The organism is Brevibacillus panacihumi W25 (assembly GCF_000503775.1).
In the GTDB taxonomy this organism is placed as follows: domain Bacteria; phylum Bacillota; class Bacilli; order Brevibacillales; family Brevibacillaceae; genus Brevibacillus; species Brevibacillus panacihumi_A.
Map to the genome: position 1 here is coordinate 139649 of NZ_KI629782.1, position 23491 is coordinate 163139.

Genomic DNA, 23491 nt, shown 5'->3' on the forward strand with positions numbered 1-23491 from the left:
ACGATTCTTTTCCTTCACTTTGCAACAAACGCGAATCGTGTGAAATGGGGCTGAAAAGTTCCAATCACACTCAAAAAACCCAGATAGAAAGCGGGGCTTATTCATGATGGATCAAACCGACATCCGCCTTTTGGAGCTTCTTCAACTTGAAGGTCGAATCTCTATCAGCGATTTATCCAAAAAGCTTTCTCTCAGTCGCCCAAGCATCTCGGAGCGGCTCAATCGGCTTGAGGAAAAAGGGGTCATCGAAGGCTTCTCGGCTAGAGTTTCGCCGAAGGCTATCGGCAGGGACGTGCTTGTCTTTATTCAATTGAGCCAACTGCGCATTCATTCTTATTCCGATTTTGAAAAGTCCATCCAGGAAAATCCCGATATTATCGAATGCCACCGGCTGACCGGAGAAGTCAGTTACCTGCTCAAAGCGGCCGTGACTGGCATGGAGCATCTCAGTCAATTGATCGATTCCCTCCTGCCCTACGGAAATGTAAATACGTCGCTCGTATTGTCTTCGCCCGTATCGTTTCGCTGCATTACCCCTCATCCTTCGAGTGGCGTATAAGGCAATAAAGCTTTGTAAAGGTTAAAAACGGGTCGACTTCACGAACATTTGTTCTATAATCGGAGTTAGAATGTCTCCACAGGATTTGTGATTATTTCAATGGCGAGGTGTCCCATATGCGCTGTCTTTCCTACGGTGTTCAGGTTTTTTATGAAGATATTGGTACTGGACTTCCTGTTGTCATGCTGCATGGTTTTTCGCTGGATCATCAAATGATGAAAGGCTGCATGGAACCTGTTTTTACTAATCTTCACGGATTTCGCAGACTGTATGTCGATCTGCCAGGCATGGGACTTTCAACACACTATCACCACATCGCAAATTCGGATGAAATGCTAGAGGTTATCCTCCACTTTATCGACCAGGTCCTTCCCGAAAAACCTTTTTTAATCGCTGGAGAATCATTTGGAGGATATCTGGCAAGAGGTGTGATTGAAAAACGCCGAAGCCAAGTAAAAGGCGCTCTATTTTTATGTCCGATGGTCGTCCCTGATAAGGAAAAACGTGATTTGCCCCCCAGAACCTTGTTAATGGAGGACAAACACCTATGGGACAAACTGACACTGCAGAAACAAGAGGACTTTACAGCCATGGCGGTGGTCGCAAACGAGTATACGTGGAGCCGCTATAAAAACGAAATTCTTGCCGGCTGTGAATTGGCGGACTATCCCTTTTTGGAAAAAATAAAAACAGCCTACGGATTTTCTTTTGAATTGGATACAGTCTGTTTTCCATATCCCAGTTTATTTGTCGTTGGCAGACAAGACTCATCTGTAGGGTTTAAAGATGCATGGCATCTGATCGATAACTATCCTCGTTCCTCTTTTGTTGTTCTTGACTGTGCCGGTCATAATCTGCAAATCGAGCAACCACATTTGTTTACAGAGCTTGTACATGACTGGTTAGGCAGAGTAAGCGATTATTTGAATGAACCAGCGAGACCATAACAGGCCGACATCCGCCTACTTGAAGTCCTTCAATATGGAGAGAAAGCAAAAAAATAGACCGGACTGCAAACGGAAAACGTTGCCTTCCAGTCTATTTGCTGATTATGATGTCCGTAAAGATCGTCTCAAGATCTTCCCCGTACTGTTCTTAGGTAGCTCATTGACGATTTCCACCTGCCGCGGCACTTTGTATTTTACCAGCTTGTCGCTGCAAAAAGAGAGAATCTCTTCTTCCGATACTGCTTCTCTGCATGCTATATACGCTTTGACAGCCTCTCCGTGCATTTCGTCAGGGATTCCGATCACCGCCGCCTCGATGATGGCAGGATGCTGATACAGCACCTCCTCTACCTCGCGCGGATAGACATTGTAGCCATCTACGAGAATCATGTCTTTCTTCCGGTCTACGATATACACATACCCGTCTTCGTCCATCCGCGCCAGATCACCGGTATAAAGCCAGCCGTCCTGCAATACGGCCTTCGTATCTTCCGGCAGACCGAGATACCCCATCATCACATTGGGACCATGGACCACGAGCTCCCCGACTTCGCCACGGGGCAGTTCATTCCCTTCCGGATCGACCACCTTGTTGATGACTCCCGGAATATCGACACCGACAGAACCTGGCTTGCGGACCCCTCGGATCGGATTGAAGGCCGTAGCCGGGGCCGCTTCTGACAGGCCGTATCCTTCCATGATCTTTACATCGAATTTTTCCTCGAACCTGTGCAACAATTCGACAGGCATGGATGCCCCACCGGAACAGCAGACACGAATGCTGGCCATATCTTCTCTTGTCGCTGCCTGAAGCTGAAGCATGTAGTTGTACATCGTCGGCACCCCGGCAAAACAGGTTGCCTTTTGAGTACGAATGAGATCTAGTATCTCTGCAGGATGAAACCTTGGAGCAATCAAGATGGTTGACCCGTACCGAATGGGTCCATTTACGCAAACCGACATGCAAAAGACATGAAACATGGGCAGGACCGCGACCATCCGATCCCTGGCCTCCAGCTCCAACAGGATCCCCAACGCCTCCGCATTGGAAGCCATATTCCGATGGGACAGCATCGCGCCTTTTGGCTGTCCAGTGGTCCCGGACGTGTAGAGGATGACAGCCAGATCGTTCTCATCCTTCTCCGGCTGTTCATAGCGGTATCCACTCTCCAGTTGTTTCAGCGAAAGCTCGTTGTTTACCGGTTCGGTGTAGACAGCCAATTTCACATGATCCAGCCGCTCCTTCATGGGGCTCAAAACAGGCTCCAATGCTGATAGGGCAATGACCGCTTTCGCTTTGCTGTTGGATAATAGGAATTCGATTTCTCTGGGTGTATAACTCGGATTCATCGGAACAACTGCGGCACCGACACGCAAAATTGCATAGTAAGCCTGGATGAATTCCGGTCTGTTATCCATCAGGAGGGCTACAGCATCTTCCTTGCCTATCCCCCGTTCAGCCAGTCCGGCAGCGATCAAGTCTACCTTTCGATCCAATTCAGCGTAGGTGATACTCACATCAAGAAACACATAAGCAGGCTGCTGCGGGAATTTTTCTGCGCTTATTTTCAAATTTCTGTCCAAATGGTACATGAAACTTCCCTCCATTTCTTTGCACCAAATACCGAATCTTCCGACGCCTTTAGGACGCTTGTATCAGTGGAGATGACGCATCGATTCTCTCCTCCTTCTTTTTTGCGAAGAGCAGGAACAGGATGCCAAAAACCAGGCAAATCAATCCGTTCAGAATCATGGCATTGTTAAAGCCCGTAGCCAGATTAGGCGCATTTTGGACGATGGAACCAGTGACCAGCGGAGATATGATACCCGCGAGTGTGACCAGGCTCGACAACACTCCGACGAGCAACCCCGTCCGAAGTGGCATCATGCTGCTGACGATGACGGACGCTGCAGTCCCTACCGAAAATGCAAATCCTTTTGCCAGACATAACGCGATCAAGACGAACACAGTAGATTGGAACCATGTAACAGAATAGAAGAAAATTCCGCCGAGAATAATCGATATGCCGCCAATTCGCACATAAGATTTGCGATAGCTGCGATGTTTTTTATACAGCCGATCCCCTCCCCAGGATATCAGGATCGTCATCAAGCCCGCTACCAGACCCGTACCCGCGATCGAATACGCCATCTCTTGATTGGTTAATTGAATGACTTGAACCAGATAGGCTGGTTCCCACACCGAAGCAAACGTAGTGCCCCAGATTTGCGCGAAATAGACAAGGAAACACAGAACAAAGGTCAAGGATAGGAAAACACCAGAAATCTCGGACCACGTAACTTTTGGCAGGGGTGTGGCAGCAGCAGACTTGCTAGCTTCCACGCTTTGGGCTGGTCTTTCTTTTCCCACCCACAGCCAAATCAAAAACCAAATCAGGCTCAATGCCCCCATGAATCCCCAAGAAAAGCGCCAGCCATAGGTATCAATCAAATAGACCAGGAGCGGAGCTGACGCAACCGCGCCGACGAATGCGCCAAAGTTGACAGTCGAATAGACTAGTCCGCGTTTTTCTTCGGGAAACCATTTGTTCAAGTGACTGACGACCGTTGCCCAAAACGGACCTTCCCCGATACCAAGAAGAACCCTGGCTACGACCAGCATCGGCAGACCGGCGATCGCATAGGCACCAAACTGCACCACGGTCCACGATATCGCCATGATCGCCAGCATTTTTTTCGTCCCGATCTTATCCGACAGGGCAGCACCCAAGATACCCGCTATCGCGAAAAACCAGAAGAAGCTGCTGCCGACAAGCCCCCACTCCTCCTGCGTCAAGGAAAATTCCTTTATGATCGGGACGGCGGAATAGCCTGCGATCGTCTTGTCAGCATAGTTGATCATGTACAACACAAACAGCATTACCATCGTAATTCTGGCCATCATACCCAACCACTCCTATGGGAAAATATGATTTTACATGCGTGTAAAACGAATCTCCTTTGCTTTCTCGGCAGGCTCCAGCTTTGCTGCAAAACCGACGATGCCGCCTTCTAAAGGTGAGTCTATTGTCGAGCATCTTCATCTGCAGGCTGTTCTCCGTGTGGGCAATAGAAACGATTCCGTAACCGGGGTGATGGTAATTCCCCTCATAACGGCCATATTGTCGGGAGGATAGCGGATGATCATGGTCATCCATGCTGTCGATGCTCTTTTTGAAGTTTTGCAGCTGTTCTTCCATCTTTTTGGCTTCCTCTTGGACCTCCTGCTTCAATCTGCCATGCCAATCGAGTGGCGCCAGATCCAGCAGCCGATCGTAAATTTCATAGGTCAATGCCACTGGGAGGCGAGACTGATCCACTTGGCTCAGGACGACAATTCCGAGCTTCTGTTCGGGCAAAAAACTGACGAAAGAAGTAAAGCCCTGAAGATTGCCAGGATGAAAAATCATGTTATGTCCGCGATAGCTTTGAACAAACCATCCCAATGCGGAGCAAACAAACGGGATCTCTGGATACAGAGTTTGCGTCGATGAGACCATTTGAGGTTGATGCATTTCCAACAAAAGCTGCTGTCCGACGAGAGGCTGACCATCTGGCAGCACGCCACGAAGCTGGAAGGTAAGCCATTTGATCATATCCTCTACGCATGAGATCATTGAACCCGCAGGACCAATCGCTTCGTTGTTCAAAAAAGGAACTTCCGTCACACTGCCCGCTTTCCACATATACGGCAACGCAATCGGTCCGGCGTGCCGAGCATTCTCCACGGTGAAATAGCTGTGATCCATCCCCAGCTTAGTCAGGATGCGTTCTTTTACAAAATCCTCCCAACTCAAGCCACTCAAGCGTTCAACAAGATGACCCGCAGCCGTATACAACAGATTTTGGTATTGATAGGAGTGGCGAAAATCCACAGTAGGCTCTAAATAGCGAACACGTTTTACCAATTGCTCACGTGTAAGTCTCGTATTGTACCAGACCAGATCATGCCTCGGCAGACCGGATCGATGACAGAGGATATCGCGAACCGTGATTTGTACGCTCGCAATCGGGTCGAATAGACGAAATGCTGGCCAGTATTGCTGCAAGGGAACATCCCAATCCAGCTTTCCCTCCTCCACAAGCAGAGCAAGACTCATGGCTGTGAATGATTTGGTAGCTGATGCGATGGGGAACAGGGTATGTGGCGTAACCTCTGAATTCTCCCCTATGCGGTGGTGGCCAAAGCCAGCCGAGAAAAGGACTTTGTCATCGTATACGATGCCAACCGCACTTCCAGGAAAGCCCCATTCTTCCCGTATTCGATCTGCATGTTGCGTCAGATCTCTTAAGCGATTTGTGGTTAACCCTATTGACACCTCTTCCACCTCGCTATTTTTGATTGCAAGGAATCCGTATTTTCCCGATCCCCCCTTCAATCTCCATTCGTGTGCCGAATGGCTCGCTTAAGGTTTGGAGCTTCTCTAGTATGTGAGGCTCCTTGCTCAGCTTCGGCCATCCCATGCGGTGAACGGGCAATTCATACCCCAGTTCAATCGGATGGAGTTCGATTTCCAACAGTTCTCCATCCTGCATCTTCCAGATCGGGATGACCGCCTCCCAGACCTCCCGATGCACACAGAGTCCCCGGGTATAATTCGCACTCATCGCCTCTAATGCATCTGCGACATTATGGCGATGATCCAGACCATAGTGTTCATAAAAATCTGCCGGTTGGCTCGTCACGGCCTCCGTCTGGAAAATAAAATCTCCCAGGCTGTAAAAAATGGGACGGTTTTTATAGATTTCGATTCCCCGCAACAGATGAGGTCCATGGCCCACCACAGCATGCGCTCCGGCATCGATACACGCTTTTGCAAATACCTTCAGAAAATCTGCGGGATCCTCCTTGTCTTCCCCCTTCATTTCGTGTGCATGGATGCTGATGATGACGTAATCAGCCCGGCGCTTTGCCTCTTCAATCGTCTGGATGATCCGGTGCAGGTCCCGGGGATGCGGCTCAGTAGTCGTATAATCTCTATCCGCTTCCCGAAAACGAGAGGTGCCGAAGAGAAAAATATCGTCGCCTGGCGAATTCATAAATCCTTCTTCAATCAAGACCTTGCTAAAGGCATTGATGTCGATGCTGTCGGCTATCTTTTTGAGAGCCTCCAACTTCTCTTTTGTTACATGATGCGTCATGATGTAGCGCATCGGGTTGATTCCTGGCCTTCCCGCGCAATCCGGTCTTTGGTCGCCAGCCGCCCACCAGGGATGAAACGTAGAGGTAGCAGCAATCAATGCGACGCGGGCTTGTTCACATTCCAGATAGCGAGGAGCTCCTGCTTCAGCCAGGTTTTTACCTGCTCCGGCATGAACAAAGCCGTATTGGTTCAGATACCGCTCTGTTGCCTCCAGGCCGCCGTAGAGATAATCCAAGGTATGATTGTTGGCCCAGCCGATCATGTTGAACCCATACTCTTTCATTACTTGCAAGACTGCGGGTGGCGACATCGCCCATGTGCCGCCGCTTTGCGCGCTTGGATATCCTTCCTGTTCGTGCACCGTCGTCTCCAGATTGGCGATGCGGACATCTGCCTGGTGAAGCAGCTGCGATACCTCCTGAAAAGCCTGGTCCTTGTAAGGAAGGACGCGAGTAATGAAGCTGTCTCCTGTTGCTGCAAAAAGCAGAGGTTTTGTCATGATCCTGATTCCTTCCTCTCTACGAGATGATAGGCGGGACTAATAGAATGGAAAATCGTCCTCTTCCCCGACGAACGAGTAAAGCTTCGAACTGATCTCATCATAATGCTGCAGCCGCTTTTGCACATTGGCAGCATCATGTACCATCACCCCCTTGATCAGCACATTCAGCAAGGAAAAGAGAGTAGGCATACCACTGGTGGCAACCGGCTGAGGAGTCGTTACCTTCAGTAGATAGTCGGCAGCCTGGCTGATCGGTGACAGCTCCCCTTCTGTAATGGCCAGAACTTTTGCTCCCAGTGATTTTGCAGACTGGACAAGCCCAATCGTCTCAGCCGGATGGCGCGGAAAGGAGATCGCGATCACCAACCACTCCTGATCCCGCTCGGTCAAAAAGTAATCGGCATTGTCGACGGCCCCGGTGTACAAATGCGTGTTTCCCTTGATCGCATTCAAGGTGGAGAATAGCCATTTTGCCGGGATGTGACACCATCGAAGACCAACTACGACAATTCTGTTCGCACGGATAATGCTGTCAATCGCCTGCTGGTAAAGTTCGTAATCGAACTGCTCCAAGCCATGCTGCAAAAAGGCGATATCCGTCTCGATGACTTGGTGGGCATAGTTATCCCTCGTAACTGCATCCTCGGTGGCGCGGTATTTTTGGATCGGACCTTTTCGTTGATCCACCATCAACAGGGCCTTTTTAATCTCATCTTGCAGCTCCGAATAGCCGGAATACCCCAAGGAGTGGCAAAAACGAATCACCGTCGCTTCGCTCGTGTTCGTCAGCTCTCCGATTTTTTTGGCTGTATGGATGGCGATCAGACTAGGCTTGTCGACAGCGACCTTGGAGATGATTTTCTGACTGGCGGTAAGATTGCCAAATTGCTTTCTGATTCGTTCCTTTACCTGCTCCATTTCAGTAGCTCCTTTGTTAAACGGAAAACGTAATTTTGTGAATATTATATCTTTTGACACATTTCACTTCAATACACATCAGAAAATGTAGTAAATCCTTCATTTTGATACTCTGGAAGAGGTGGTCTTGGAATGAAAAACCCGCCTTTTCAGATACGAAAAGGCGGGAAAGTTCAGTATGTAGATACTTTTTCAAATCGGTTTGTAGTAAAATAAAATACAGATTTGAAAGGAGAAGAAAGCTAATGATGTATTCACCACTTTTTGAAAATGATGTACCTGTAATTATTCTCCCTTAACGGAAGAATGATTACGTCTCCGTTAAGGACATACACGAATGTCTATAAAACGGAGGGCAGCAATGAAAAATACCTTACTTGGTTCTTTATATTTATCACTCGCCGCTAGTATCTGGGGCGGAATGTATGTTGTTGTTAAAGTTGTAGTCGATATTGTACCACCACTTGAGTTAGTATGGCTTCGGTATGTAATTGCTCTTTTAGCATTACTAATTATCGGAGCACTAACAAAACAATCATGGCGTGTCGCGAAACGTGACTGGCTACTCATCATTTTGATTGGATTTATTGGGAATACGATTTCAATCGTAACCCAAGAGGTCGGAACGATGCTTTCATCTGCGCAAATGGGAGCCATTATTACATCCACAACACCTGCTTTTATGGTCCTGTTTGCACGATTGATCCTTAAAGAAAAAATTACTGCAAAGAAAGCCATTTCTATCGTTTTAGCAACAACTGGTGTGTGTGTTATTGTCGGAACTGCTCAAATTGATACCTCTAATCAGCTTGGTGGTATATCCCTGATTGTCGCAGCACTAACTTGGTCACTAATGTCTGTCCTTGTAAAACGTGTACCAGGCCAATATTCGCAAATTGTCTTAACAAGTTACAGCATCCTTGTAGCCATTGCCTTTCTATCGCCTTTTTCACTTGGGAGATTAACGAAGCTTGATCTTCAAGCGATCATGCAGCCTTCTATCTGGGGAGGTCTGCTGTACTTGGGGGTCATTTCTACTGCGTGTGGCTTTTTGCTGTGGAATCGAGGCTTACAGAAGCTTAATGCTTCTAGTGGAGGATTATTTTTCTTTTTCCAGCCGATAGTTGGTACTTTTTTAGGATGGTTATTGCTAGGTGAACAGATTGGTTTGTCTTTCTGGATGGGTACAATATTAATATTTATTGGGGTACTATTAGTCATTCGTAACGAGAAACCCCAGGAAGAAACCGTAAGCGTATAAATTAATAGAGAAGCTGACAGAAACAGCGACAGTCTTGGATTTTTTTCCTTGACTGCCGCTGTTATTATTTGGTCGGATTAGTCTAAATCGTTATTTTCGCAGAACACGTGGCACAGACGACACTTCTTTTTTTATTGTGTACTGAAACTGCTCGCGCTATTGCGCTCGTAACGAATCTCTCCCCCGATGATCGTCATCTCGATATCGGTAGACAAGATTTCATCCGGCTCGATCTCCAGGAGGTTTTTGGAATACACGGTCATATCCGCATACTTTCCGCGGCTGATGGTTCCTTTGACCGCTTCTTCGTTGGTTGCCAGCGCTCCGCCATAGGTAAACAAGCGAAGAGCCTCCTCTACCGTCAGATTTTGTGCGGGGTTGTATCCCTCATGAGCGTCTGCCGGCGCCTTTCTCGTCACCGCAGCGTGAATCCCCAGCAAAGGTGCCAATGGTTCCACGGGAGCATCGGAACCGCCAGCACACATAATGCCAGCCTCCAGCATGTTTTTCCAGACGTAGGTTTGCGACGCCCGCTCGGCACCGATCCGATCGGCTACCCAGGGGAAATCGCCGACGACAAATCGCGGCTGAATATCGGCCACAATCGATGGACTCTTCAGGCGCTCCAGCAAATCAGGGCGAAGCAATGACGTGTGAATCATGCGATCCCGATACGCGACTGGCGGGAACTGCTCCAAGGTGTCCAGCACCATCTCCAAAGCCTCGTCGCCAATGGTATGCACCGCAATCGGCATCTGGGCATCCCGTGCTTCTTTGAACAGCTCGTAGAGGGTTTGCGCATCATGAATGTAACTGCCGACGTTATCCGGATCATCGGTGTATGGCGCGGATAAATAGGCTGTCCGACCGCCAAAGCTGCCGTCTGCAAAGATTTTTACGGCACCAATCTGCAGCGTTTCATTCCCGAATCCTGCATACATGCCCCGTTCCACCAAACGTTTGACATGCGGATAGTAAATGAGCAGATTGCAACGCAAGCCCAGCTTTTCCCCGTTCAGCAGCTCGTCGTACAACTGCCAGGTCTGATCCAGTCCTCCGAAGGTCCGCAGATCCTCAGTATGGACACTGGTTAACCCGCCTTTCATCGCCAGCTGGATCGCTTGTCTCAACAGATCCTTAAACTGTTGGTAGGTTGGTTCCGGGATATGCTTGGTTACAATGTCTGCTGCCGTTTCTAACAGAAGGCCTGTCGGTTTTCTTGTTTCCGGATCCAGAACAACCGTTCCTCCAGATGGAATTTCCATCTCTTCCGTATAGCCTGCCAACTCCAAGGCCTTGCTGTTCACCAATGTGACATGGCCGCAAACGCGCGATAAAAATACAGGGCAATGGGGTGCCACTTGATCCAATTCCTCGATCGTAGGCAACCCACCGTCGGCAAAGCGGTTTTCATCCCATCCCCTGCCTTGCAGCCACTCATTTGGAGCCGTCTGCTCAGCCCGTGACTGAATCGCTTGCAAAAGCTCCTGCCTGGAGGTGATCCCCGTCAGATCGAGGTTCATCAAATTCGTGGCGATAGAAGACAGATGCAGGTGACTGTCAATCAAACCCGGTGTCACCATTTTTCCTTCCAAATCTCGTACAATCGCGTCGGGGCTTCCCCATTGCAGGAGCATTTCCTGATGACTGCCCAAATCAATGATTTTCCCTTCTTGAACGACTACGGCTTCCACGACGGGGTGGGATGGATCGAATGTATAAAACTTGCCATTGGTATAAATCGTTGTCATAAATACCCCTCACTCATCATGTGATAGATGTCGCTATTGCTTGCTGCGATATCTCGTTGGGAGCGACGGCTGATTTCTTCCGCAGCCTCTTGTGCTTTTTTCAAGGCCTCTTTCTCATCCACAGTCATCAACTGACGGTTTTCCATGATGAACCGTCCGTCTACAATCACAGTCTCCACTTCGTGGCCTCTAGCCGCATATACGAGATTGGGAACGATATTGCGGACTGGATTCGTATAGATGGGAGCCAAGCCGGGATCTTGCATCGTGAGGATGATCATGTCAGCTTTCTTCCCTGCTCGCAGGCTGCCGATCTCCTTCTCCAGGCCAATCGCTTTGGCAGACTCAATCGTAGCCAGCCGAAGGGAAAGCCACGCAGGAAACACAGTCGGGTCGGAGCGTTTCACTTTGTTTAGAATGGCGGCAAACTTCATTTCGTTAAACATATTGTGGCAATTGTTGCCTGGCGCCTGATCCGAGCCGAGCGCCGCCTGCCCCCCTGCTTCCAGGAAATCGAGGATGGGCGGCACCAAGCCGTCGATGATGCCGATGCTTCCGGCGCAAAAAATCATGGAGGCTCCCCGTTTGGCCACAAGCTGCGCCTCTTCTTTCGTCGCTTCGGTGAGATGGACAGCCATCAGACGGGAATCCAGATAACCGATCTCCTCCAGGAACGGGATCGAGCGCTTGCCGTAGCGTTTCAGCATTTGATCGATCTCCCGGTCCCCTTGGGCGACATGCATATGAATGCGGGTATCGTACTTTTCTGCCAATGCCTTGACCTCCAGCATCAGCTCGGTTCTCATCATGTCGGGCCCCTGTGGTCCAAAGAGGCAGGTAATTCGCCCGTTTGCCTGACCATGCCATTTTTCATACAGCTGCATGTTGGCAGACAGCTTTCTTTGTCCAATCGCAGGATCCAAGGGATACAGTTCCCCTACTGGCACCAATCCCATGTCATCCGGGAGCTCGTTTACCGTCTCCGCGACTCTTGCGCGAACACCAACCTTCACATAATGCTCCACAATCTCGTTCATCGAATGGTCATAATCGCAAAAAGTGGTGGTTCCGGCCTTCACCCCCTCGATGATCGCCATGAGCGAACCCGCCAAGGCTTCATGCTTCTTCGTATTCTGCATAAGTGGCCACAACCCTTTTTGCATCCAGTGAGACATGTCCTGGGCCATACCTCTGAAGATCGCCAGGCCCGTATGCATATGGGCATCGATGAGTCCCGGCATAACCAGCTTTCCAGTCCCATCTATCATTCGCTCAGCCTGATACGCTTTCCCTATCTCTTCGGTCGGTCCGACAGCGAGGATCGTATCTCCTTTCACTGCGATCGCCCCGTTTTCGATCATGCCGACGCCCTTGCCTTCCATCGTCAAAACAAAGGCATGGCTGATGATCCAATCTGCTTTCACATCCGTTTCCCCCGTTCCTCATAGGACAAAAGATTAATGGTTCAGCACCTTCGAGAGGAAATCCTTCGCCCGATCGGTCTGCGGATTGGTAAAAAACTGTTCTGGCGGCGCGACCTCTACAATGCGCCCATCCGCCATGAAGACGATCTGATTGCAAATCTCCCGCGCAAATCCCATCTCATGCGTAACCACGACCATTGTCATTCCCGTAGAAGCAAGATGGCGAATAGCATCGAGCACTTCCTTGATCATTTCCGGATCGAGCGCGGAGGTCGGCTCATCGAACAGCATCACTTTGGGGTCCATCGCCAACGCACGGGCAATGGCGACACGCTGCTGCTGCCCTCCTGAAAGCTGGCCGGGATAGGATGCGAACTTATCGCCCAACCCAAGTGAAGTCAACAGTTTCTTTGCCTTTTCTTCTGCTTCCTCCTTCGCCACCTTTTTCACCTGAATCGGAGCGATGGCGACGTTTTCCACGGCAGTCAAATGCGGATATAGGTTAAAGGACTGGAAGACAAAGCCGATGTTCGAGCGAACCTTGTTGATATCCGTCTTGCTGTCATGCACGGATATGCCATCTACCAGGATTTCTCCAGCCTGGATGGACTCCAGCGCATTGATACTGCGAATCAGGGTGCTTTTCCCGGCGCCGCTTGGACCGATCAGGGCATAAATATGGGATTCCGGCACTTCGAGATGAATATCTTTCAGCACGTTCACATGTCCAAAGCTTTTGCTCACCTGTTTGATCTGGATCACAGACTCTCCTCCCCCCACTAATCTGATCGCTTCATCACTCGGATACTCGATAGCGTCGTTCAATTACATTGATGAGCTGGGAAAGAAAGAACGTGACGCAGAAGTACATGATCGCGACGAAGGTCCATACTTCCATGGCTCGAAACGAAGTCGCGACCACGTTCTTGGCAATCAAGGTCAAATCCACTACCGAGATCACAGATACCAGCGAGGAGTCTTTAATCAATGTGATAAATTGCGACGCCATGGGCGGCACTACCTTGCGAAACGCCTGAGGCAGAATGATAAAACGCATCGCCTGAAAGTAGGTCATCCCAGACGAACGCGCGGCCTCCATCTGTCCTCGGGGAACGGCTTGTATGCCAGCACGGACGATCTCGGCAATAAATGCGGCGGAAAATAACCCCAGCCCGACAACTCCGGATAAAAATGGCCCCATCTTCAAAATTTTGCCGAGAACAAAATAGATCCAAAACAGCAGAACGAGCAGCGGAACGCCCCGGACAAACTCTACATAACAGACCGCGATGAAAGATACAAAACGGTTGCGGGAGATCCGACACAGTCCCAGAATAATCCCGACTGGAATACTTACGAGCAAGGCACATGCTGATATTTGCAGCGTCATCCACAGACCGTCCAGCAGAATCGGCATATGTTCAGGAATTACACGCCATGAGCCCATTGCCATCCAACCTCCTCAAGACTGTCTCGTGCTTCGCGTTGGCGCTTAGTAATTGTCCTGTTGAACATTGTTGATCCATTCATTCGACTTGAACCATTTTTGAATGGAAGCCTGATCGGCAGGGCCATTGCGGTAAGAAGCCAGGAATGAGTTGACCCACTGGATCGTGGCGTGGTCATTGAGCGGCAGGGCGATCCCCAGGTTCTCGCTGGACAAAATATCATAAATCCCCCTGACCGAATCTCCGTTCATGATTTCGTATACGGCAATCCCTGGCTCATCAAAGACGACGGCATCCGCCTGGTTTTGCTTGACTGCCAATGCCGCATTGGCAAAGCCGTCAAAATCCATGATTTGCGCATTCTTGAACAATTGCTTGGCCAACAAAGCACCTGTCGTACCTTGGGATACAGCAATTTTCTTTCCAGTCTGGTCCAGGTCTTGCCAGTTTTTTGTGGTGGTATCAGACTTGGGGACCATGACGACTTGTCCCGAGGAGTAATACGGGTCGGAGAAGCTTACAGCCAAGGCACGATCACCACGGATGGTCATACCAGAGATGACCATGTCAATATCGCCGGTTTGCAGTGCCGGGATGAGTCCGCTAAATTCAAAATCCTTGAACTCGACTTCTACTTTCAGCGCATCGGCGATTGCTTTTCCTAAATCCATGTCGTAGCCGACATTCACGCCCTGCTTATCTTTCATCTCAAAAGGGAAATAACCCGGCGAGGTGCCGATGATCAGCTTATTTCGGTCGATAATCTTCTGAATCGTAGACGGACCGCCAGTTCCCCCGTCTCCAACATCTTGGGAACAGCCTGTTATCAGCATGAGTAAAAACGTCAGGAACAAAAACGACAACCTTTTCATTCCGATCCCCCCCTTAGTAAACAAAACAGATTAGCTCCCAATTGGATCCCTGCGCAGAAACACAGTCATACAGTGCAGCGCGCCCCACCCTTTCATGATTTCATCCACGGGCGTCTCGATTACAGTGATGCCTGCCTGCTCCATCTTCTCCTTCGTCTGGGGATTGCCGGCAGGCAGGACGATTTTTCCCGGCTCCAACGCGACAAAGTTGGTGCAGAAGGTTTCCTTTACCTCATAGGGATCGGTAGCTTCGATCACGGTAAAGTCTTTGTCCAGCAATGGGTTTACAACATCGTAGGGCACTTGCCAGGGAAACAGAACGACTGTCCGCTTGTCCGCAATATTCAGCAAGCCATCGATATGAGCATGACCATATGGAATCGGGAAGCGAATAAAGTCAGTAACCCCGATATTGCGCAATTCAGCTTCGACTTGTGCCGCACCTGCTTCATTGGCACGTGCTCCTGTCCCGATGATCACCGTCTGTCGATCTACCCACATCAGGCAGGCGCCATCAAAAAATCCATCTCCGTTAATCGTCTTGATGATGGGAACCCCCAGCTTGGCCAATTGTTCGGCAACATAACGCTCCTCTCCGCGACGCGCTTCAATCGCTGGGCGGCAAACAATCGCTCCTTCCGGTGTCATGGCGACCAGATCCCGCAAATAGAGGGCGTTTGGTTTGTCCCCCCGCATGTTCTCGACATAATGAACTTCAATTCCATGCTCCTGGTAAATCTGAACCAGAGCATCCTGCTGCGCGCGCGCCTGATCTGGATTCATCGGTGCCTTCCAGCGATAGCGGGAAACGTTCTCCTCCGACACGATTTCGATCTCGCTGCCTGGTCTTCTCATCAAGACGGAGCGAAGCTTGCCTACTTCCGAGTCACAGTACCAGTTGCCCCAGCAGTCAGGCATGTCCTCTGAAAAAACCTTCTCCGACGGAAACCAGCGCTCACCCTGCACATGTAAAGTCATAGCGAAAGTGATTCCTCCCCTTGAGTATTAATGATTTATATAAACCAAGAAGCTTGGATTATATGAGAAAATGACTTGTGATCGAGGGCGTTTCACTTTATGGAAAAGTATAAGAAAAGATAGGTTAAAATATTCTGAATAAATAAAATTTAGTGATCAGAGCTTGTTTCTTTTCCGTGATCTTTCAAATAAAAAGAGGCAAACCTGGTGGCTGAAACCTCAATTCGGTTTCAACTATCCTGGTCTGCCTCTGTGCTGATTCTCTTTTCACACGCCTATCATCTCTAGTCTTTATAAGGATCGAATTCGTCTGCCCCGGCCATGCAGACGCCAATCGGCTTTAACACATGCATGACATCGAGTGTTTCTTTGTGCGCTTCGAGAACCTGCTCCAGTTTTTTGTAGACAAAAGGACTTTCATCCGTGCCTGCTCCGCGCAGAATGACACCATAATCACGAATCGCTTCCTGCATTTGCTCCACGGATATTTTTCCGCCGCTGCGTTTCTTCGTCTTCCAGTTCATTTTTCCGGCTGCCTCCGTACGGCTCATGATGCGGCCCGCTCCATGAACAGTACTGTAATAGGCATCCTTGTTCTCCTGCGAATCCTTCCCTTTTACAATGACGGAGATATCCCCCATGCTGCCGCCGATAAAACCCAGCTGACCGGGTGCAGAAGGCGTTGCCCCTTTTCGAACCACCACATACTCCTTGCCGTCATGCACTTCTTTCCAGGCAAAATTATGGTGGTTATGCACTTCAAAGGTAGCATGCGCATCCAAGATATCCAGCACTTGATGGATGACATAATCACGACCCGCGTAGGCATACTTGCCTGCCAACGTCATCGCGCGGAAATACATGTCTCCGACCTCGCTATGCAAATCCAGCAGCGTCGGGGGCTGATCCATACTCTCTCCCGCTGCCTTGTCGGAGAATTTTTTGCCTTGCGCCAGGTTTAAGAAGCCGCTTGCCGTCTTGTGCCCAAATCCTCGGCTTCCAAAATGGTTGGCAATCCATACATCCCCGGACACTTGCTCCACGAACAGATCCACAAAATGATTGCCGCTCCCAACGGTACCCAATTGATTGCGGGCCAACGCTTTGAGTGAATCATGCTCGTGCTTACCAATGTTCTGATAGACGCTCCAGTCCGCATCGTCAAACAGCTCATGGTCGACCTTTTCATTGTTCGACCGCCCGATCCCGAACGATATTCTGCGGGAAATCTCATCCATGATCGCAGGCAATCTGTCTTTGATTTCATCGTATTTCAAATTGGTGCGGACAGCCTTGTTTCCGCAGGCAATGTCATAGCCGACACCGGATGGGGAAATCTGCCCATCGTAAACCACAACTCCGCCTACCGGCTGCGAATATCCTTTATGATGGTCGGCCATAAGCAAGACCTGTACCACATTGCCGTACTTGGAGCAGGTTACGGCCTGGGATACTGCATTATCCAATGGTGTACCCCAAACTCTGACGTTTTCGATGATTTGATACATGGGTTTGCACTCCTTTAAAATCGCCCTCTTTACAGTCGAGGGTCTATTTCTTTTTCATTCGACACTTCCCATAACAACTGGGATACCACACTCTGATACTGCGTATTGTCTTCCGAAATGCCGGAAAACGGAATGGCCAGCATCTGCCTTCCAAGCTGATATTCCTTCACGGAGGTTCGCAGCTTTTGACCGATTTTCTTTTTGTTTGATCAGCTTTCGATACTTGTGAGGGAAGCGGTAATCGTAGCCGTAGATGATAGATAAATACTCAGGGTTGCGAACCTTCATGTAAGGAACGGCTTTATCATCTATGATTTCTGGCTTGATGACCACGCCTTCCATCTGCTTTTCCATCGTCAGCAAAGAATAGTAGCCATGAGCTAGATCGTACCAATCGGGCGCATCTAAATCTAGACATCGATATTCATCATCCGTTACAAACCTGTACATGTCAGAAGTTTTCCAGTTTGGAATCTGCTCTTCTCCGCTTTCATATACCAGCTTTAATAGCCCAAATGGTTTGAATTCGAGTTCTTGGTCGGCGGCATATATCTCAAGCTGCTTCTGATAGATCTGACTGGCTTGTACGTGTTCCTCTACAGGCACATACGTTTCAGCAAATTGGCAGAGATTCTTGAAATTTTGATAAGTATTCCCGCCGTATTTTTCGATCAATGCCTGCTTGGAATGATGATATTGATCTTTTTCAAACCCGCTTTCCTTGTAGGCCTGAAGCAGCTTTTGATAGGCTTGATCAAAATCATTTTGTTTTAAAAATGCCAGTTCACTCTCCAGCGCTTTTTGGATCGGCTTTTATTGTTTTTCAATCAGCCCTTCGCCCAGCGCCTTCCACGGCATTAATTCGCCATCTAGAATCATCATTTGAACCTGATGCTGTTCCATGAAACCATGAAAACGTTGCAAAAGATTCTGATAGATGTTAGAGAGGTCGATGTTCTTGATTGGATGACCATTACGACTGACAGCAAAACATTTGCTGACATCCTTGAACAGGTATACATTACATCGCGAGCCCATATACTTCGGCTGCAAAACAACATGCTGCACTCCTTGATCTTTAAAGTACTGCAATGCCTTTTCCAAGGACTCGAGTTGATTTGCCGCTTCATCCTTATCTGCTGGTGGCATGGTCCCTGATATAAAATTGATCTGATTTTGCGTGTACGAGAGCAATGTTCGCTTTTGTTCGTCGTTCATCTCTTGAATCGATCTTATTTTATCATCATCTTGAAAAAGAATGGGCAAATCTTCCTGAATCACACCGTGTGCTGAGGGATACGTATGGGTAAATAGCTTATGAGAGACTGTCGCAGACGTCAATGCGTTGCCGTGTACGCATCCAGTATCGAGATGAATCTTGTTTTTGATTCGAAAAGATTGCTTGGCAGCGATATGACCAAACAAGTGATACGGATGATTTTTTACGGCCTCTGTTTTCAAAAAAGCTAATTGATCTTCATATGGCTCTGTGCGAATGATCCTGAAATTGCGTTGGTGTCGTACCGAATTGCTGTCCAGCTTTCCAATGTATTTATTCTTGCAAGGTGCGTGAGTGACATAAAAAGATGGCCCCGTAATGCCGTGACGTTTGTAAAATGGTTTGGACAAGCGGTACAAATCAATAAACTTCTCTCTTAACGATTCATCAGCTGACAGAATCTGTATGGAATCAAAGTAAAGAAGCTCTTCATCGACTTCGTTGATTTCTCCATGAAGATATTTATAGACAAAGTTCTCGTGATTCCCAGTAACAAAATAGAACCATTCACGGTTTTCATACAAAAACTCGATTGTCTCCTTGGTTTGCTTCCCTTTGTCAATCCAGTCCCCAGCCAGGATGATCTTCGTTTGTTTTCCTTTTCCTTGAGCCATCAGCTTGTTTTCGTTCAATTCAAAACCATGTCGGACCAAAAGACCTTTTAACTCTTTCACACATTCATGAATATCACCGATGATCAAGTAGCTTTGGTCAGGCGGCAGAAGGGTTGATACATACTCATCCTTGTCGGATATGACGACCGAATACACAGGATTTACCTCGAGTGTTGCCGGTGAGTAAAAATCCTTGCTGCGAATGCGGTGGATTCTTGCATATCTTTCGCCCGCAAGTGAACGGATGACTTCTTTTTTCAAGCGATTGATATGCGAAGTGATCAGTTTTTTAGAACGCTCCGAAGCGTAATAATCTTCTCGATTACGGTAATCAAAGAGGATTACTTCCACTCTGTAGTTGTTCTCTCTCGCGATCTCACGTACCTTGGTGCGAAAATCTTCTGCCAATCCCGTAGTGTCCACCACAACAAACTCTGCATTGATAGGAAAGCTTGTTACCATTCTCAGCTTTTCAAACAGCAGATGAAATGCTTGCTCACTAGTCTCCAGCATGACTTGGTCGTATTTGTCATGTTCATGACCAAGCAGTTCTTGTCGGATGGCATCGGAGGACAGATATTGAACATTTGCCTTCATTTGAATATTTTCATCAGAAAATTGAAGCGCAGGAATCAGAACCTTTTTAGCGAAGGTTGTTTTTCCGCATTCGGTCGGCCCTACCATTAAAAAGACAGTATGAACATTCGTTTGTATCTCCATGTTTACTCACCCCTCTTCTTGAGAATGGCACCTTGCGTAGTTTGTATGTCGTTGACGCAGTCCCCAATTCCAATAAACTCACAGTGCACTTGTATATCCGAAGTCACATCATTCAGCCATTGCCGAAACGCTGCTTCCCCCATCTCCCATTTGTGATCATCATGACGATAGGTGTTTAGCGCATAAAAGCGATTAAAGTCTGCGTTGGGTGTCGTAATGACAAAATATTCGAATCGAACCTCTTGGCATATCTGCCTAATCAGCTTTGCCGCTTCCTCCAGACTCATGTGTTCGATCACTTCGGTGAGAATGACATCTACCAGTTCACCGTTATACTCCTTTAAAAACTGATCAATCGAGAGCATGGGTATTACGTTTTCCAGTTCTTTTTTCTCTGCTTTCCTCTTCACCGCTTGCACTACTTCCTCATTAATATCAATTGCGTAATAACTGGCTTCCAGCTTTCCAGCAAACGGGATCGCATAGAAGCCTTCCCCGCAGCCAACGTCCAGAATTGATTTATCAAACGGAAGAATATTCTCGATAAAGGCCCTTCTTTGCTGCGCTGTACTTCCAAATTCGAAGCGAATGACTTCGCGTGTCGATTGTTCCAAGCTTCTTTTGTATCTGTGATAGAGCTCCCTCGTCAGTAAGAAGTTCCTGGAGAAAAGGCTTCGGATATAGAAAGGCGCTTCCATCACTTGCAGGCTCTTGATGTATTTCTCCAAAAGACTGTCGGATATGTGAAAACGTTCATTTCCGATGATGGCCAAAAATACACAGAGCACACTAGTGACATGAAGCAGTTGATACAAACTCTTTTGTGTCTTTACTGTCAGAGAGTAGCTTTTATGCGCTAGTTGTTGGATTTCAAACGAAAAGTCATGCAAGTGATTCGAAAAGAACTGGATATAATGACTCCGCTCGATATGGATCATGTTGATAAACAAAGAATGTTCGTACCCTTCCTCGTCTCGCTCATCTTGCGCACGAAGAGTCGCTGAAAAAAATTCATTTAAGGCATTCAAGGGAAACAAAGGTGTGTTATACCTTGATACATTTAAATATTCAAAGTTATCATCTTCTGACTGTTTATAAGAAACTTCATTCTCCGCATCCTTGAAATAGATGTTGAACGTATGATTGTCAGAATACCAGCCAAAAGCAGTTCCTTTCCTGATCGTTCGCAGAATCATTCCTGAGTCGGGATTCTTCTTGATCAGAAATGAGAACTGAGGATTGGCAGATTGCAATTGAAGAATTGCCATGTTACCCATCTCCTCCACTACATATTGTGCAGCCGTGGTTTGTAACCCTATCATCACGCATCACAGGTTTATCGAACATGGCAAAAGTATTACGACATTGGAGTATAATGAGAAAAAGACCATCGATATGGGAGCGGAGTAATTGAATGGCAAAAGAAAGCTTTGACAAAGAAATCCAGTTCTTGCGCATGCTGCTGCTCACCAGCGGAGCTTTCAGCAGAAAACAGTTTGCAGAGCGCTTGGGGATTTCCGTACATACGTTCGACAAAACAGCAAGACGTTTGAAAGACATACTCCTTTCGATTAAGAAAGAACAAGCCCAGCAAGACAACTTGGAGCTGAATCAGTTCACCAGGTTCAATTATTATGAAACATCAGAGCCGCTTCTCTTATTTTTATTCCGAGCCAAATCACTGAAAGAATCGGAAAGCTATCGTCTATCCGTGTTGCTCGCTGCAATGCAGGAACAAGCCCTCTCAGCCACAGAACTGCTGGAGGTATGCAACAGACTTTTTCCCGCTGAAATCGTCTTGCCTGACGAAAAAACCATCCGTTCTGATCTGAAGTATCTGGAGGAAGTAGCCGTCATAACTCGGGAGCCAGGTGGACGCCCTACTCGCTATCGACTACATAACGAAATGGTTACGCAGTTGACGGAAGAAGAATTACTGGACTTGTATGATTTTGTTGATGTCATGGCAAACACTCAGGTGCCTTCCGTACAGGGATACATGCTTCGGGATAATTTAAAAAAAGTGGTCAAGCAGACCCACCCTGCGCCTGTTTTTACGGAGAGATTTCTCTATAAATACCATTTTCATTCACGCATCTTGGATGAGGCGCATCTTTACACATTGTTCCAAGCCATCCACCAGAAGCGGAAAATCAGCTTTGACTACTTCACACCAAGATCAGGGACAAAATACGCAGCACAAAACACCAACCCTTTATTCGAAAAAAAATCTGCAGGAAGAAAAGAGCTTGTCCTACCGCTGAAAGTGATTTACGACCATCAATATGGCAGATGGTATTTACTTGCTCACAAACATGGCAAAGGAATGGTGAAATATCGGCTGGAGGGAATCACCCAAATTACAGAGGAAGATGTCGTTTCGGTTGATGTATTTATGCAGCAACAGCAGCAGTTGGCAGAAAGCATCCGTTATAGCTGGTTGATAGATACGGGGCGTCCTCTAAAAGTCAAAGTACGTTTTTTCAATCCTGACGGCTACCAGCCCAACTTTGTCAAAGAAAGAGTATCTCTTCAAGGACAGTGGGGAGTCATCACGGAAGAGTCTGATGATTCCTTTATTTATGAAATCATGGTCAACGGCATAACGGAGATCAAGCCCTGGCTTCGCAGTTTTGGTTCGAGCTGCGAAGTTCTAGAGCCCGCTTTTCTGCGCAGGGACATGATCAAGGAATGGAAGGAGATTTTGTCCTATTATGAATCCGTTCGAGAAAATCTTTAACTATCAAATTATCAGCAGATTGGAAGAATCGGGTACGATTGCCATCACATCTCATGAACGGACCTGGTTAAAAACCGTGCTGGCCCATCCCGAAGCCAAGCATGCCTTTTCAGATGAGACGCTCACGAAATTAAACGGCATACTCGAGCAGGTGGAGCCCTACGACCTGACGGGCAGCTTCGTGGAGAAGGCCAAATCGCAAGAGAAACAAATCTATCACCCGCTCCTCCGCAAATTTCGAGGAATACTTGTACGAAAACAGGGAATGCACATTACTTATCAAAACAGAAATGGCAAAACACATCTTGAGCAACGCGGATTTCCCTACAAACTCGAATACTCCATGGTAAAACGCGAGTGGTATTTGCTATGGTACCATTTTCGCATCAAATCCTTCATGTCGACGCGATTGCAGCATGTTTTTTCTGTGAGGGAACACCCTGTATCGAGCCAAGTAGCGGAAGAAACGATCGCAATCATTGAGGCATCTCTCGAAATGAGAAAAGAACAGGCAGTCATCGAGGTACTCCCCGCCTACAACCAGGAACTGACACGAATCCTATACGCCTTTTCTTGCTTTGAAAAAGAGGTGGAGTATCTGGATCAGGCAGATACGTATCGAATCAAGCTTTTTTACCTGGAGGATGATCGGGAATACATCCTTTCCAAAATTCGCTTCCTCGGTACTCGCATTCGTGTCATAAAGGGAAAGAAATTGCAGCTGCGGATGTACGAATCTGCCCAAAAGGCTCTAATGCGCTACGGAATATCAATGCACAGACCGGAGCAATCAGAATGACTTTAAAAAAAACAAGCTAGCTGCCAG

Annotated in this window: 18 protein-coding genes and 1 pseudogene; 5 read left to right on the forward strand and 14 right to left on the reverse strand. The window is 47.9% G+C overall.

Annotated elements, in window-relative coordinates; all coding sequences use genetic code 11:
- Positions 1 to 106 precede the first annotated feature (106 nt).
- Complete coding sequence (locus T458_RS30175; RefSeq protein ID WP_031305291.1) at positions 107 to 559, forward strand: Lrp/AsnC family transcriptional regulator; 453 nt, start codon at positions 107 to 109, stop codon at positions 557 to 559.
- Between the two features lie 116 nt (positions 560 to 675).
- Complete coding sequence (locus T458_RS30180) at positions 676 to 1506, forward strand: alpha/beta fold hydrolase (protein WP_023554204.1); 831 nt, start codon at positions 676 to 678, stop codon at positions 1504 to 1506.
- Between the two features lie 102 nt (positions 1507 to 1608).
- Here the strand turns inward: T458_RS30180 and T458_RS30185 are convergent, their stop codons facing one another.
- From T458_RS30185 to T458_RS30205, 5 genes are read right to left on the reverse strand one after another with little or no spacing between them, the layout of a single operon-like run.
- Positions 1609 to 3099 (reverse strand): long-chain-fatty-acid--CoA ligase, encoded by a 1491-nt coding sequence (locus tag T458_RS30185; RefSeq protein WP_023554205.1) that lies wholly within the window; start codon positions 3097 to 3099, stop codon positions 1609 to 1611.
- Positions 3100 to 3148: 49 nt separating this feature from the next.
- Entirely contained in the window at positions 3149 to 4411 is a 1263-nt protein-coding gene (locus T458_RS30190; protein WP_023554206.1) for an MFS transporter, read from the reverse strand.
- Entirely contained in the window at positions 4353 to 5825 is a 1473-nt protein-coding gene (locus tag T458_RS30195; protein WP_023554207.1) for a serine hydrolase domain-containing protein, read from the reverse strand. Before T458_RS30195 ends, T458_RS30190 begins: the two co-directional genes overlap by 59 nt.
- Before the next feature lie 13 nt (positions 5826 to 5838).
- Complete coding sequence (locus T458_RS30200) at positions 5839 to 7149, reverse strand: CapA family protein (protein ID WP_023554208.1); 1311 nt, start codon at positions 7147 to 7149, stop codon at positions 5839 to 5841.
- A gap of 39 nt (positions 7150 to 7188) precedes the next feature.
- A complete protein-coding gene (locus T458_RS30205; RefSeq protein WP_023554209.1) occupies positions 7189 to 8070 on the reverse strand; it encodes a MurR/RpiR family transcriptional regulator in 882 nt (293 codons plus the stop codon).
- Positions 8071 to 8431: 361 nt separating this feature from the next.
- Here T458_RS30205 and T458_RS30210 point away from each other — a divergent pair, with 361 nt between their 5' ends.
- Positions 8432 to 9331, forward strand: coding sequence for a DMT family transporter (locus tag T458_RS30210; RefSeq protein ID WP_023554210.1), 900 nt, complete (start codon positions 8432 to 8434; stop codon positions 9329 to 9331).
- A 131-nt stretch (positions 9332 to 9462) separates the two neighbouring features.
- Here T458_RS30210 and T458_RS30215 read toward each other — a convergent pair whose 3' ends face one another.
- The 9 genes and pseudogenes from T458_RS30215 to T458_RS30255 all read right to left on the reverse strand — a co-directional run bounded on the left by T458_RS30215 (position 9463) and on the right by T458_RS30255 (position 21193).
- The gene (locus T458_RS30215; RefSeq protein ID WP_023554211.1) at positions 9463 to 11082 is read right to left on the reverse strand and encodes an amidohydrolase; all 1620 of its coding nucleotides are present in this window, start codon (positions 11080 to 11082) and stop codon (positions 9463 to 9465) included.
- The gene (locus tag T458_RS30220) at positions 11079 to 12506 is read right to left on the reverse strand and encodes an amidohydrolase family protein (RefSeq protein WP_023554212.1); all 1428 of its coding nucleotides are present in this window, start codon (positions 12504 to 12506) and stop codon (positions 11079 to 11081) included. Before T458_RS30220 ends, T458_RS30215 begins: the two co-directional genes overlap by 4 nt.
- A 33-nt stretch (positions 12507 to 12539) precedes the next feature.
- On the reverse strand, positions 12540 to 13268 hold the full coding sequence (locus tag T458_RS30225; protein WP_023554213.1) for an amino acid ABC transporter ATP-binding protein: 729 nt from the start codon (positions 13266 to 13268) through the stop codon (positions 12540 to 12542).
- Positions 13269 to 13302: 34 nt separating this feature from the next.
- Entirely contained in the window at positions 13303 to 13953 is a 651-nt protein-coding gene (locus T458_RS30230) for an amino acid ABC transporter permease (protein WP_023554214.1), read from the reverse strand.
- Positions 13954 to 13998: 45 nt separating this feature from the next.
- Positions 13999 to 14826 (reverse strand): transporter substrate-binding domain-containing protein, encoded by an 828-nt coding sequence (locus T458_RS30235; protein ID WP_023554215.1) that lies wholly within the window; start codon positions 14824 to 14826, stop codon positions 13999 to 14001.
- Positions 14827 to 14856: 30 nt separating this feature from the next.
- A complete protein-coding gene (locus tag T458_RS30240; RefSeq protein WP_023554216.1) occupies positions 14857 to 15804 on the reverse strand; it encodes a dimethylarginine dimethylaminohydrolase family protein in 948 nt (315 codons plus the stop codon).
- 284 nt (positions 15805 to 16088) lie between these two features.
- Positions 16089 to 17312 carry an RtcB family protein gene (locus tag T458_RS30245; RefSeq protein WP_023554217.1) on the reverse strand — a complete coding sequence of 408 codons (1224 nt, stop codon included), beginning with the start codon at positions 17310 to 17312 and terminating at the stop codon, positions 16089 to 16091.
- A gap of 29 nt (positions 17313 to 17341) precedes the next feature.
- Positions 17342 to 19925: pseudogene (locus T458_RS30250) on the reverse strand (AAA family ATPase).
- A 2-nt stretch (positions 19926 to 19927) separates the two neighbouring features.
- Positions 19928 to 21193: a class I SAM-dependent methyltransferase gene (locus tag T458_RS30255; RefSeq protein WP_023554218.1), complete on the reverse strand. Its 1266-nt coding sequence runs from the start codon at positions 21191 to 21193 to the stop codon at positions 19928 to 19930.
- 146 nt (positions 21194 to 21339) lie between these two features.
- Here T458_RS30255 and T458_RS30260 point away from each other — a divergent pair, with 146 nt between their 5' ends.
- On the forward strand, positions 21340 to 22665 hold the full coding sequence (locus T458_RS30260) for a helix-turn-helix transcriptional regulator (protein WP_023554219.1): 1326 nt from the start codon (positions 21340 to 21342) through the stop codon (positions 22663 to 22665).
- Entirely contained in the window at positions 22640 to 23464 is an 825-nt protein-coding gene (locus T458_RS30265; RefSeq protein WP_023554220.1) for a WYL domain-containing protein, read from the forward strand. The genes T458_RS30260 and T458_RS30265 overlap by 26 nt, the downstream gene beginning before the upstream one ends.
- Positions 23465 to 23491: the final 27 nt, after the last annotated feature.